Raw genomic sequence first — 12,931 nt, forward strand, 5'->3', positions numbered from 1 at the left:
AGCCACACCCGCGTGCCCTACACGCCGCTCTTCCGATCTGCCACCGCACGGCCGACCGCGCCGGCAGCGACCGGCGATCCGCTGACCGCGCTGCTGCTGCGCGTCGACACGGAACCCGTGCGCGATGTGCAGGCCGGGCTTCCGCATTGATTGAATCCCTGAACCTCTCTTCCGACCGAGCTTCACGATGAATCCGACCCGACGCCATTTCCTCGCGCAAGCGAGCGCCCTCGCCACGATCGCCGCGGCCCCGGCCGCCCTGCACGCGCAATCGGGCACGCGGCCGCTGCTGCGCGCCGGCGACCAGAAAGGCGGGCTGCGCGCGCTGCTCGAAGCGGCCGGCGAACTGAACGGCCTGGCGTACGACATCGCGTGGACCGAGTTCCCGGCCGCCGCGCCGCTCGCCGAAGCGCTGAACGCGGCCGCCGTCGACTGTGGCCCGATCGGCGATGCGCCGGTGATCTTCGCGCTCGCATCGGGCGCACGCATCAAGGTGATCGGCGCGAACCGTTCCGACCCGTACGGCACGGCGGTGCTCGTGCAGCCCGACGCGGCGCTGAAAGGCGCGGCCGACCTGAAGGGCAAACGCATCGGCACCACGCGCGGCTCGATCGGCCATTTCGTCACGCTGAAGGCGCTCGATGCGGCCGGCCTGCCGCCCGACGCCGTGTCGTTCCGCTTCCTGCCGCCGGCCGACACGATGCTGGCGCTCGCAACCGGTTCGATCGACGCGTGGGCGACCTGGGAGCCCTATACCGCGCTCGCCGAAACGAGCGGCCGTGCGCGCGTGCTCGTCAATGGCCGCGGGCTGTGGTCGGGCCTCAGCTACCTCGCGGCGACCGATGCGGCGATCGCGTCGAAGCGCGACGTGCTGCACGATTTCCTGCGGCGCGTCGTCCGCGCGCAGACCTGGTCGTACCGGCATGTCGATGCGTATTCCGCGGCCCTCGCGCGCATCATCGGCATTCCGCCGGCGGCCGCGAAGCTGCAGTTCGAGCGCCGCAACACGCGCTGGCTGCCGATCGACGCGACGGTCATCGCGGAGCAACAACGCACGGCCGACTTCTATCTGAAAGCGGGACTGTTGCGCCAGCCGCTCGACGTGCGCACGACATTCGACTCCGGTTTCCCGCTCGCATGACCGGCCGCGCGACGGCGCGCAGCCACCCAAACGGCTGCGGCGCGATCTGGCACAATCGCAGTCTCGCCATTCGCCTCCAGCCAGCGTCATGCCAGCCATCGCCGAACTCTTCGTCTACCCGATCAAATCCTGCGCCGGCATCGCGCTGTCGCGCGCGCAACTGCTCGAAACGGGCCTCGCGTACGACCGCCACTGGCTGATCACCGACCCGGCCGGGCAGATGATCACGCAGCGCACGCACCCGCGCCTCGCGCTGATCCGCACGGCGCTCGACAGCGATGCGCTCGTGCTGAACGCGCCGGGCATGCGCGAGATCCGCACGCCGCTCGACGGCGACGTATCGCCCGCCACGCCGAAAATGGCCGCGACCGTATGGCGCGACACCGTCGACGCGATCGACACGGGTGCCGAAACGGCCGCCTGGCTCACCGAATTCCTCGGCACACCCACGAAGCTCGCGCGCTTCGGGCCCGACGCGCGTCGCGGCTGCAACCGCAAATGGACCGGCGAGATCGATACGCACACGCAGTTCGCGGACGGTTACCCGCTGCTCGTGATCGGCCAGTCGTCGCTCGACGACCTGAACGCGCGGCTCGCCGCGAAGGGCGCGCCGGCGATCCCGATGAACCGCTTCCGCCCGAATATCGTCGTGTCGGATCTCGACGCGTTCGAAGAGGATTTCGTCGAACACCTCGACACGGAAGGCGCGACGCCCGTGCGGCTGCGCTTCGTGAAGCCGTGCACGCGTTGCCCGATGCCGGCGATCGACCAGGCCACTGGCGCGCCTGATCCTGCATGGCCGCACGAGCCGACCGACACGATGCAGACCTATCGAGCGAACCCGAACTTCAACGGCGAACTGACGTTCGGCATCAATGCGATCGTCGTCGAAGGCGCGGGCGCGTGGCTCGAAGTCGGCCAGTCGCTGGAAGCGGAGATCGGGTTCGGCGATTGAGCCGGACGCACTGAACCTCTCGCCCCTTCACTGCCGGGAAGCCGCGACTCACGGCCAGCCGCTTCCCGCATCGCTGATCGCCATCACGCAACGCGCGGCGCGGCGTCGTTCGTCGCCGGCAGCCAGATCGTCACGACCAACCCACCGCCAACCGCATCGGCCAGCGTCACGCTGCCCTGATGCACGCGCGCGATCTCGCGCACGATCGACAGCCCGAGCCCCGTCCCTTCGACCGTCTGCGTCTTGCTGCCGCGATGGAAGCGCTCGAACACCGCGTCACGCTCGTCCGCCGGAATGCCCGGCCCGTTGTCGATGACGTCGAGCCGCGCGTGCTCGCCATCGCGCGACACACGCACCGTGATCACCGTGCGATCACCCGCATAACGGATCGCGTTGTCGATCAGGTTGCCGATCATCTCGCCGAGCAGGTCGGACTGCCCGTGCACGTCGAGATCGGCCTCGTGCTCGAAGCCGAGATCGATGTCGCGCGCGCGGGCGACCGGCGACCAGTCGAGCGTCACGCTGCGCGCGAGCCGGTGCAACGCGACGGGCTTGTGCGCGACCGCATGGCCGCTGTCCGAATCGAGTCGCGACAGCGACAGCAGTTGCTGCACGATCTTCGCGGCCTGCCGCACCGCGCCGTTCGCACGCCGCAAGTGCCCGTTCGCGCGCGGCTGCTCGTCGGGCCGCAACGCGAGCTCGACCCCGGCCTGCACGGCCGCGAGCGGCGTCTTCAGTTGATGGGCCGCGTCCGCGAAAAAGCGGCGCCGCGCGACCTGCATCCGCTGCGTACGGCCGATGTACTGGTTGATCGACTCGACGAGCGGCGCGAGTTCGCTCGGCACCGCGCCGGTATCGAGGGGCGTCGTGTCGTCCTCGCTGCGCGCGGCAACCGTCGCCGACAGCCGGTTCAGCGGCCGCAGCCCGCGCCCGACGCCGAGCCACACGATGCCGAGCGCCAGCACGACGAGCAATCCTTCCTGCAGCAGCGACCCCACCAGGATCTCGCGCGCGAGCGCCTGGCGCGCCTCGATCGTCTCGCCGACCATCACCCACACGATGCGCGACTGCGCGGTCGGCACGTCGTGCACCGGGATGCGCAGCGCGGCCATCCGCAACTGCTCGCCGCGATAGACGACGTCGTAGTAACGCGTGACGAACAGCGCGCCGTCGCCTGCGTCGCGCCCTTGCGGCAGCGGCAGGTCCGGGTAGCCGGTGATCGTGTGGCCGTTGTCCTCGCGGATCAGGTAGTAGACCTTGCCGCCATCGCTCGACTCGAGCATTTCGAGCGCGAGATACGGCAGGTCGACCTCGATCTCGCCGTCGTTGAGCCGCACGCCTTCGCGGATCGACTTCAGCGACGACGACAGCGTGCGGTCGAACGCGACGTGCGCGGCGCTCATCGCGCGCTGGTACGTGAGCCACGAGTCGAGCGCGAGCAGCCCGAGCAGCGGCAGCAGCAGCCACAGCGCGACCTGGGTGCGCAGGTTCGTGCGGGTCACGCGGCCTCCTGCCAGGCAGGGCCGTGGGGCTTGGCGGAGCATGCACCCGGCACCGCTCGGCGCCCGCTCGGTCGGCCGTGAAGGGCATGCGTGTCGTTGGCGGGCCGCGAACGTGTCGATCCGGCATAGCGCGTCAACGTGCCCACCCGTTCCGCGCAAGGATCGTGAGCGCCGCGGCGGCTCATTCAGCCGTCTCCGCCTTCGCTTCCAGCAGATAACCGAGCCCCCGCAGCGTGACGATCGCGATGCCCGTGTTCTCGAGCTTCTTGCGCAGCCGGTACACGTAGATCTCGATCGCGTCGGCATTCACCGACTCGTCGAGCCCGAAGATCTTTTCCGACAGCGTTTCCTTGTTGATCGCGCGGCCGTTGCGCAGGATCAGCACCTCGAGCACCGAGCGTTCGCGCGGCGTGAGCGACAGCGGCTCGCCCGCAAGCTGGAAGCTGCGATCGATACTGTCGTACGAAAGCGGCCCGCATTCGACCCGCGAATGCTCGTGGCCGAGGCTGCGGCGGATCAGCGCGCGGGCGCGTGCCTCCAGTTCGGTCAGTTCGAACGGCTTCGCCAGATAGTCGTCGGCGCCGAGATCGAGCCCCTTCACGCGATCCTCGACCGAGCCGTGCGCGGTCAGGATCAGCACCGGCACCGGATTGCGGCGCGCGCGCAGCCGCCGCAGCACTTCCAGCCCGTCGAGCTTCGGCAGCCCGAGATCGAGAATCACCAGCGCGTAATCCTGCGTGCGCAGCACGTGGTCGGCCGCCTCGCCGTCCGCCATGTGGTCGACCGCGAAGCGCGCCGCGCTCAGCGCATCGTTCAGCGACTGGGCGAGATTCGGATTGTCTTCGACGAGCAGCACACGCATGGCGATTCCGTAAGGTCAGTGACAGGCCGCTACATTACATGATCCTTTCCATCACGACGCCTCGCGGAAACACGGGTTGCGCCGCCCGTGCGGGCACACGTCGGCCGGCGCGCCGACCGCCGCTCAGCGCTCGGCGGCGGGACGATTCCGCGTCGCGAAGCGCGAACTTTCGCCTGCCCGCCGCCGCTCGCGCAGGCCGACCGCGACCGCCAGGAACGCGACGCTCGCACCGGCCGTGACGACGATCATCGGGCGCGCGGTGCCGTCCGACAGCCACGCCAGCACGCCGCCGCACGCGGCCGTGATCGCCATCTGGATAAAGAAGAACAGCCCGGACGCCGTCCCGGCGATCGTCGTGTACGGCTGCATCACCGCAAACTGGCAGGCCGGGATCGCGATCCCGACGGCGATCATCACGAAGAACATCGGGACGACCAGCGCCGCCACCGCCGTCGGCGCGATCGCGCCGCCGATCCACAACACGGCGGCGCTGGCCAGATTGACGCCCGCCGCTGCCGCGATGACCGAATCGGCCTTCCAGCGCGTGCCGGTCCGTGCGAACAGGTTCGAGCCGATCAGGTAGCCGAGCACGGTCAGGCCGAAGATCGCCGCATACACCGGGCCCGATACGCCGCGTTGCCGCTGGAACAGCGTCGACGATTCCGCGATGAACGGGTAGTACGTGCAGTACGCGAAACTGATGGCGAGCGAGTAGCGCAGGAAACTGCGTTCGCGCAGCAGGCCCGCGTATGTCCGCAGCAGCCCCGCGCGCGGCGCCGGCCGCGCGTCGCGTTCACGCGTCTCCGGCAGGTAGCGCAGCACCATCGCCGTGGCGACCAGCCCGCCCGCCGCCAGCAAACCGAACACGCCGCGCCAGCCGAGCCATTCGGCCACCGCACTGCCGGCCAGCGGCGCAATCACCGGCGACAGCGCCATGCCGGCCGAGATGCGGCCCAGCATCGTGGCCTGCATCGCGGTCGGGAAGCGCTCGCGCACGATCACCCGCCCGATCACCGTTCCGCTGCAGCCGCCCAACGCCTGGAAGATGCGCGCGGCGACGATCGCCGTGACACTGGTCGACCACGCGCACGCGACGCTTGCGACCACATAGAGGCACAGGCCGCCGAGCAGGACCGGACGGCGGCCATAACGGTCGGACAACGGCCCCGACACCAGCATCGACAGCGCGTAGCCGACCATGTACAGGGTGAGCGTGAGTTGCAACTGGGCGTCGGTGCCGTGCAGCGCGTCCGCCATCGCCGGCAGCGACGGCAGGTACGCATCGATCGTGACCCGCGGCAGGCACACGACGAGCATCAACAGGAGCAGCCAGCCCCACTGGGGTAATGAACGCGTTTTCATGCGGTGAGCTCGTCTCCGGTCGGATTGATGGGGTCGACAGCAATCTAAGGTCAAAGTGATATAAGCTGAAGAGCCATTAAATCCGTGACTGAATAGACCACTATGCCGCGAGGCAAAGCCGCGATTCCGCTTGATCTGCCGTGCCCGGCCGGGCTGTCCACGGGCAGTCCGCAGTCGAAGCAGGAGTGCATTGCCGACGCGCTGCGCGATGCGATCCTGAAGCGCCTGCTGCCCGGCGACAGCCCGCTGCCGTCCAGCCGCACGCTTGCCGCGCGCTGGGGCGTCGCCCGGGGGACCGTCGAAGCGGCATACGACCGGCTGTGCTCCGAGGGCTACATCGCCCGCACGCAAGGGTCGGGGTCGCGGGTATGCGCGGTGGTGCCGGACAGCTATCTGCGCGCGACCGCGCAATCGCACGACACCCACCTTCCCCCAGCCGGCGCGCCCCCCGCGCCGGCGCGCACGGTCGAAGCCGTCGCGCCGGAACAAGGCGTGCGCCCGGGCGTCCCGTTCGTCGCGCGGCTTGCCGATCCCGGCCTGCTGCCGATGCAGCAATGGAAGAAGGCACTCGGGGCCAGCCTGCTTGCCGCGACCGCGCACGACCTCGGTGCCACGCCGGCGCAAGGCGTCGAGCGCCTGCGCAACGAAATCGCCGCGTACCTGCGGGAATACCGCGGCATCCCGTGCGACGCCGGCGACATCTTCATCACGACCGGCATCCGGCATTCGATCGATCTCGTCGCGCGCACGCTGCTCGCGGCCGGCTCGACGGTGCTGATGGAGGATCCCGGCTATGCGTCGGCGTGGCAGATCTTCACGATCGCGGGCGCGACCGTGATCGACGTGCCGGTCGATCGGGAAGGCATCGACGCGGCGTCGCTGGACCGCTATCCCGATGCGCGCGCGGCTTACGTGACGCCCGCCCATCAGGCGCCGCTCGGCGTCACGATGTCGGTGTCGCGCCGGCTCGAACTGCTCGACTGGGCGCAGCGCACCCGCGCATGGATCATCGAGGACGACTACGACGGCGAATTCAGCTACCAGACCGCCCCGCTGCCCGCGCTGAAATCGCTCGACGCGTGCGATCGCGTGATCTACTGCGGCTCGTTCAACAAGACGCTGTTCTCGGGGCTGCGCATCGGCTTCATGGTCGTGCCGGCGGAACTGCGGCCGGCGCTGTCGGCCGTGTGGCATGCGACCGCGCGCTCGGTCGGCGTGGCGCCCCAGCTGGCGCTGGCCCGCTTCATCGCGCACGGCGATTTTGCGAAGCACCTGCGCGCCGCGCGTCACGCGTACCGCCAGCGGCGCGACCTCGTGCTCGACCAGTTGGCGAAACACGCAGGCGGGCGGTACACGGTGTCCGGCGAGCACGCGGGCTTTCATTTCGTGCTGTGGCTGCCGCCCGGGATGGACGACACAACTTACGTCGCGCAAGCCCAGGCGGACGGCGTCGAATTGCAGCCGATCCGCGGATTCTGTCGAAGCGCCCGGTGCGAAGCGGGCGTCGTCGTCGGGTATTCCGCGCTGACGGCCGCGCACGCGCGGCATGGCGGCCGGCTGCTCGGCAAGCTGCTCGCGCAACCCGTCTAACCGCTCCTGTCATCGTTGCCGCGCCCCGCGGCAACCCGCCGCCCTCCCTTGTCCGACCGTGCCGCGCGCCGCGAAACGCGCGGCCGCCGCCGCTTCGACCTCGGGAAATCCATGACACAAAGGACACGATTGCTCACCAAAATGAAAGCGGCCTGAAAGTACCCCGCAATTAACATCCGCTCCACTCGAACAACACCTAGACGTAACTGGAGGAAGACATGCCGTTTGCACCGAAGCACCTCGCCGCCGCGCTGGCGGTCGTTCTGGGCACTGCCGCCGGCAGCGCCGCCGCGCAGGTTCCGGCCGGGTATCCGGGGAGCTACCAGGGCGTGATCGACGCCGCGAAGAAGGAAGGCAAGCTGATCGTCTACTCGACGACCGACACGGGCCTCGTGCGTCCGCTGATCAAGGACTTCGAAAGCCTGTACGGCGTGAAGGTCGAGTACAACGACATGAACAGCACCGAGCTGTACAACCGCTACATCAGCGAGAACGCGGCGAGCAGCACCAGCGCCGACGTGCTGTGGAGCTCGGCGATGGACCTGCAGGTCAAGCTCGTCAACGACGGCCTGATGGCGTCGTACGATTCCCCCGAAAGCGCGAACCTGCCGCAATGGGCGCAATACCAGAAGCAGGCCTACGGCACGACGTTCGAGCCGCTCGCAATCGTCTACAACAAACGCCTGATCCCCGAGAACGAAGTGCCGAAGACGCGCGCCGAGCTGATCAAGCTGCTCGCGTCGCAACCGGACAAGTTCAAGGGCAAGCTCACGACGTACGACGTCGAGAAATCCGGCGTCGGCTTCAACGCGCTGACGCAGGACGCGCACCTGAACGAGAAGGTCACGTGGGAACTCGTGAAGGCGATCGGCGCGACCGGCCCGAAGCTGCAGTCGAGCACCGGCGCGATGATGGAGCGCATCTCGTCGGGCGAGAACCTGATCGGCTACAACATCTTCGGATCGTACGCGTACGCGAAGGCAAAGAAGGACAAGTCGATCGGCTACGTGTTTCCGAAGGACTACACGCAGATCGTGAGCCGCCTCACCACCATCTCGAAGAAGGCGAAGAATCCGAACGCCGCGAAGCTGTGGGTCGACTACCTGCTGTCGAAACGCGGCCAGACGCTGATCGCGAACCAGGCCAACCTGTACGCGATCCGCACGGACGTGACCGGCGAAACGTCGGCCGCGGGCCTCACGAAGGAACTCGGCGATTCGCTGAAGCCGATCCAGATCGGCACCGGCCTGCTCGTCTATCTGGACCAGTCGAAGCGGCTCGCGTTCCTGAAGCAATGGCAGCAGGCGATCAAGGGCTGATCGGCTGATCGGCTTCGGCCGGCCAATGGCCGCCCGCCACGTCGCGCGGGCGGCCCCTTCCCCATACCGACTTCCTAGAGGCGGCCATCCGGATGGCCGCAGGGGCGAACTCATGCTTTCAACCAGCACACGCGGCACGGCACCGGCCGTTCCGCCCGCCACCGGCCCGCGCGGCGCGATTCCCGCGCTGCCGGTCAGCAGCCTGCAGCCGCTCGCCGGCATGCTGCGCTGGATCGTCGTCGCGGTACTGACCATCGCGGTCGCGCTGCCGCTCGGCTTCATCCTGTTCCAGAGCCTGCTGTCCGCGCCGTTCTTCGATGCGAACAAGACGCTCGGCATCGAGGGCTTCCGTTTCGTCTTCAGCGATCCCGATTTCTGGTCGGCCGTGAAGAACTCGTTCATCATCGCCGGCGGGATGCTGTTCATCTCGATCCCGCTCGGCGGCATCCTCGCTTTCCTGATGGTGCGCACCGACCTGCCAGGCCGCCGCTGGCTCGAACCGCTGCTGCTCACGCCGGTGTTCGTGTCGCCGATGGTGCTCGCGTTCGGCTACGTGGTCGCGGCCGGCCCGGTCGGCTTCTACTCGGTGTGGTTCAAGGAACTGTTCGGGGTGCAGAACGTGCCCTGGAATGTGTACTCGGTCCTCGCGATCACGGTGATCGTCGGCCTCACGCACGTGCCGCACGTGTACCTGTACTCGTCGGCCGCGCTGCGCAACCTCGGCTCGGACGTCGAGGAAGCCGCGCGCGTGACGGGTGCCCGCCCGTTCCGCGTCGCGCTCGACGTGAGCCTGCCGATGACGATGCCCGCGCTGCTGTTCGCCGGCGTGCTGGTGTTCTTCCTCGGCTTCGAGGTGTTCGGGCTGCCGCTCGTGCTCGGCGATCCGGAAGGCCATCTCGTGCTCGCGACCTACCTGTACAAGCTGACCAACAAGCTCGGCGTGCCGTCGTATCACCTGATGGCCGCGGTCGCGGTGTGCATCGTCGCGATCACGTTCCCGCTCGTGCTGCTGCAGCGCCGCCTGCTGAAGACCGCCAACCGCTTCGTCACCGTGAAGGGCAAGGCCGGCCGCGCGACGGTGCTGCCGCTCGGCGTATGGCGCTGGGTCGCGCTCGCGATCGTCGCACTGTGGCTGATGCTGACCGTGATCGTGCCGATCTCGGGCATCGTGCTGCGCGCGTTCGTGACCAACTGGGGCGAAGGCGTCGCGCTCGCCGAGGTGCTGACGCTGTCGAACTTCATCGAACTGTTCGAGCAGGACAACCTGGTGCGCGCGATCATCAATACGCTCGGCATCGGCGTGATCGGCGGCGCGCTCGCGATCGGCTTCTACTCGCTCGTCGCGTTCGCCGGCCACCGCCGCCCCGACTGGGCCACCAAGCTGCTCGACTACCTCGTGCTGCTGCCGCGCGCGGTGCCCGGCCTGCTCGCCGGCCTCGCGTTCCTGTGGATCTTCCTGTTCGTCCCGGGCCTGCGCGAGCTGAAGAACTCGATGTGGAGCATCTGGATCGCGTACACGGTCGTGTGGCTCGCGTACGGGATGCGGCTCATCCAGAGCGCGCTGCTGCAGGTCGGCCCCGAACTCGAGGAAGCCGGGCGCAGCGTCGGCGCGACGCGCAGCCGCGTGTCGCTCGACGTGACGCTGCCGCTCGTGCGTTTCGGCCTGCTCGCCGCATGGCTCCTGATCTTCATGATCTTCGAGCGCGAATACTCGACGGCCGTCTACCTGCTGTCGCCCGGCACCGAAGTGATCGGCGCGCTGCTCGTGTCGCTGTGGGCGACCGGCGCCGTCGATCAGGTCGCCGCGCTTTCTGTCATCAACATTGCGATGGTCGGCGCCGGTCTCGGCGTGGCCCTGCGTTTCGGAGTGAAACTTCATGGATAAGCTCATCGTCGACGACCTGCACCTCAGCTACGGCGCCAATCCGATCCTCAAGGGCGTGTCGTTCGAACTGAAGGCCGGCGAAGTCGTGTGCCTGCTCGGCGCATCGGGCAGCGGCAAGACCACGCTGCTGCGCGCGGTGGCGGGCCTCGAACAGCCGTCCGACGGCCGCATCCAGCTCGACGATCGCGTGTTCTTCGACGGCGCGCAGCGCGTCGACCTGCCCGTCGAGCAGCGTTCGCTCGGCCTGGTGTTCCAGTCGTACGCGCTGTGGCCGCACCGCACCGTCGCCGACAACGTCGGCTACGGGCTGAAGCTGCGCCGCGTCGCACCGGCCGAACAGAAGCGCCGCGTGCAGAGCGCGCTCGACCAGCTCGGCCTCGGCCATCTCGCGGAACGCTTTCCGCATCAACTGTCGGGCGGCCAGCAGCAGCGCGTCGCGATTGCGCGCGCGCTCGTCTACAACCCGCCGGTGATCCTGCTCGACGAGCCGCTGTCGAACCTCGACGCCAAGCTGCGCGAGGAAGCGCGCGCCTGGCTGCGCGAGCTGATCGTGTCGCTCGGGCTGTCGGCCCTGTGCGTCACGCACGACCAGACCGAGGCGATGGCGATGTCCGACCGCATCCTGCTGCTGCGCAACGGCCGCATCGAGCAGGAAGGCACGCCGGCCGAGCTGTACGGCGCGCCGCGCTCGCTGTACACGGCCGAGTTCATGGGCAGCAACAACCGGATCGACGCGCGCGTCGCGGCCATTGACGGCGAACGCGTGACGCTTGCCGGCGACGGCTGGGAACTGCAGGCGCTCGCCCGCGACACGTTCGCGCCGGGCCAGGACGCGCAGGCCGTGATTCGCCTCGAACGCGTGCAGGTCGCCGACGGCCCCGGCGCGAACCGGCTGCAGGCCGATCTCGTCACGTCGATGTATCTCGGCGACCGCTGGGAATACCTGTTCCATTGCGGCGAGATGCGCCTGCGCGCATTCGGCCATGTGCCGCGCGCGGCCGGCAAGCACTGGATCGAATTCCCGACCAACGACTGCTGGGCGTTCGCGAAAGCGGGCTGACCCCGTCGCGGCGGCCCACGCGCCGCCGCGCATGCATTCGCGCACACCTCCGTTCGCGACCGCATCGGCGCGACGCGTACCCGTTTTCTGTTTCAACCCGCCCACAAAAACCAAGGAGACACCGTCAAAATGAAGTCACGCGCAGAACGTTCCATTCGAACAGTAGTCCTCACCGGTTCGGCCGCGGCAGCCTGTATCGCCGTTCCGGCCGCGCACGCGCAGTCGTCGGTCACGATCTACGGGATCATGGACGCCGGCATCGAGTTCGCCAACCACGCGGCGCCGGAAGGCGGCAACTCCGTCAAGCTCAAGTCGGGCAACAAGAACACGTCGCGCTGGGGCTTGCGCGGCGTCGAGGATCTCGGCGGCGGGCTGAAGGCCGTGTTCCGGCTGGAAAGCGGGATCGACCTCGCGAACGGCTCGTCCGACGACGGTCCCGACTCGATCTTCGCGCGCCGCGCGACGGTCGGCCTGAAAAGCAAATGGGGCGAACTGACGCTCGGCCGCAACTTCACCGTCACGTACGACTACATGATGCCGTTCGACCCGATGGGTTATTCGCAGAACTACTCGTGGGCCTCGTCGTCGATGGCGACCGGCGGGCGCAAGGATGGCATGTTCACGCGCTCGTCGAATGCGGTGCGCTACGACGGTGAATTCAGCGGCTTCAAGTTCGGCGCGCTGTACGGCTTCGGCAACGTGCCGGGCAGCATGAAGACCAGCTCGAAATACGACTTCGCGGCCGGCTACGAAACAGGCCCGTTCGCCGCGGTGGTCGCGTTCGACCGGCAGAACGGCGCGGCCGATAGCGTGACGCCGGCCGACACGGTCAACTATATCCAAGGCATCCATGCCGGCCTGAGCTACGACTTCGGCAACCTGAAGACGATGGCCGGCTACCGCAACTACAAGCGCACGTATCGCACGAGCGCCGCGAACCAGTTGAGCGACATGTACTGGGTCGGCGGGTCGTACCAGTTCACACCGACGTTCTCGTTGATCGGCGCCGTGTATCACCAGAACATCAAGGGCGGCACGGATGCCGATCCGACGCTCGTGTCGATGCGCGCGCAATACGCGCTGTCGAAGCGCACGGTGCTGTACGCGGCCGGCGCATTCGCGATCGGGCAGCATGGGCAGAAGGTCGGCGTGTCGCGCGATGTCAATGGATACGGCACCACGCAGGTCGGGGTGACGGCCGGGATTCAGCAGCGGTTCTGAGGCTGATGGCGGGCGGTGCCGCGCGCGTTGCGTC

At 68.3% G+C, this 12,931-nt stretch carries 10 protein-coding genes; 7 read left to right on the forward strand and 3 right to left on the reverse strand.

Features of this window, described 5'->3' with window-relative positions; genetic code table 11:
- The first annotated feature begins 187 nt into the window (after window positions 1-187).
- Both G3N96_RS25775 and G3N96_RS25780 read left to right on the forward strand, forming a co-directional pair.
- On the forward strand, window positions 188-1,141 hold the full coding sequence (locus tag G3N96_RS25775; RefSeq protein ID WP_206138927.1) for an ABC transporter substrate-binding protein: 954 nt from the start codon (window positions 188-190) through the stop codon (window positions 1,139-1,141).
- Window positions 1,142-1,229: 88 nt separating this feature from the next.
- Window positions 1,230-2,096, forward strand: a complete 867-nt coding sequence (locus G3N96_RS25780) for an MOSC N-terminal beta barrel domain-containing protein (RefSeq protein WP_206138928.1) — start codon at window positions 1,230-1,232, stop codon at window positions 2,094-2,096.
- A gap of 83 nt (window positions 2,097-2,179) precedes the next feature.
- On the opposite strand, the gene G3N96_RS25785 is transcribed toward G3N96_RS25780, so the two are convergent.
- From G3N96_RS25785 to G3N96_RS25795, 3 genes are all read right to left on the reverse strand, one after another.
- The gene (locus G3N96_RS25785) at window positions 2,180-3,598 is read right to left on the reverse strand and encodes a sensor histidine kinase (RefSeq protein ID WP_206138929.1); all 1,419 of its coding nucleotides are present in this window, start codon (window positions 3,596-3,598) and stop codon (window positions 2,180-2,182) included.
- 181 nt (window positions 3,599-3,779) lie between these two features.
- On the reverse strand, window positions 3,780-4,460 hold the full coding sequence (locus G3N96_RS25790; protein ID WP_089497090.1) for a response regulator: 681 nt from the start codon (window positions 4,458-4,460) through the stop codon (window positions 3,780-3,782).
- A gap of 123 nt (window positions 4,461-4,583) precedes the next feature.
- Entirely contained in the window at window positions 4,584-5,822 is a 1,239-nt protein-coding gene (locus G3N96_RS25795) for a multidrug effflux MFS transporter (RefSeq protein ID WP_206138930.1), read from the reverse strand.
- A gap of 102 nt (window positions 5,823-5,924) precedes the next feature.
- On the opposite strand from G3N96_RS25795, the gene G3N96_RS25800 reads away from it, so the two are divergent.
- The 5 genes from G3N96_RS25800 (at window position 5,925) to G3N96_RS25820 (ending at window position 12,897) form a co-directional block, all read left to right on the forward strand.
- Window positions 5,925-7,412, forward strand: a complete 1,488-nt coding sequence (locus tag G3N96_RS25800) for a PLP-dependent aminotransferase family protein (RefSeq protein ID WP_206138931.1) — start codon at window positions 5,925-5,927, stop codon at window positions 7,410-7,412.
- A 218-nt stretch (window positions 7,413-7,630) separates the two neighbouring features.
- Window positions 7,631-8,731: an ABC transporter substrate-binding protein gene (locus G3N96_RS25805; RefSeq protein ID WP_089427630.1), complete on the forward strand. Its 1,101-nt coding sequence runs from the start codon at window positions 7,631-7,633 to the stop codon at window positions 8,729-8,731.
- Between the two features lie 112 nt (window positions 8,732-8,843).
- A complete protein-coding gene (locus tag G3N96_RS25810; RefSeq protein WP_124577737.1) occupies window positions 8,844-10,616 on the forward strand; it encodes an iron ABC transporter permease in 1,773 nt (590 codons plus the stop codon).
- Complete coding sequence (locus G3N96_RS25815; protein ID WP_206138932.1) at window positions 10,609-11,676, forward strand: ABC transporter ATP-binding protein; 1,068 nt, start codon at window positions 10,609-10,611, stop codon at window positions 11,674-11,676. Before G3N96_RS25810 ends, G3N96_RS25815 begins: the two co-directional genes overlap by 8 nt.
- Before the next feature lie 129 nt (window positions 11,677-11,805).
- Entirely contained in the window at window positions 11,806-12,897 is a 1,092-nt protein-coding gene (locus G3N96_RS25820; RefSeq protein ID WP_124577735.1) for a porin, read from the forward strand.
- Window positions 12,898-12,931: the final 34 nt, after the last annotated feature.

The organism is Burkholderia sp. Se-20373 (assembly GCF_017104705.1).
Taxonomy (GTDB): Bacteria; Pseudomonadota; Gammaproteobacteria; order Burkholderiales; family Burkholderiaceae; genus Burkholderia.

What these genes read in the sequence shown, in the direction of transcription:
- G3N96_RS25775 (WP_206138927.1), top strand. Translation starts at nt 188, where the DNA reads ATGAATCCGACCCGACGCCATTTCCTCGCGCAAGCGAGCGCCCTCGCC.
- G3N96_RS25780 (WP_206138928.1), top strand. Translation starts at nt 1,230, where the DNA reads ATGCCAGCCATCGCCGAACTCTTCGTCTACCCGATCAAATCCTGCGCC.
- G3N96_RS25790 (WP_089497090.1), bottom strand. Translation starts at nt 4,460, where the DNA reads ATGCGTGTGCTGCTCGTCGAAGACAATCCGAATCTCGCCCAGTCGCTG.
- G3N96_RS25795 (WP_206138930.1), bottom strand. Translation starts at nt 5,822, where the DNA reads ATGAAAACGCGTTCATTACCCCAGTGGGGCTGGCTGCTCCTGTTGATG.
- G3N96_RS25800 (WP_206138931.1), top strand. Translation starts at nt 5,925, where the DNA reads ATGCCGCGAGGCAAAGCCGCGATTCCGCTTGATCTGCCGTGCCCGGCC.
- G3N96_RS25805 (WP_089427630.1), top strand. Translation starts at nt 7,631, where the DNA reads ATGCCGTTTGCACCGAAGCACCTCGCCGCCGCGCTGGCGGTCGTTCTG.
- G3N96_RS25810 (WP_124577737.1), top strand. Translation starts at nt 8,844, where the DNA reads ATGCTTTCAACCAGCACACGCGGCACGGCACCGGCCGTTCCGCCCGCC.
- G3N96_RS25815 (WP_206138932.1), top strand. Translation starts at nt 10,609, where the DNA reads ATGGATAAGCTCATCGTCGACGACCTGCACCTCAGCTACGGCGCCAAT.
- G3N96_RS25820 (WP_124577735.1), top strand. Translation starts at nt 11,806, where the DNA reads ATGAAGTCACGCGCAGAACGTTCCATTCGAACAGTAGTCCTCACCGGT.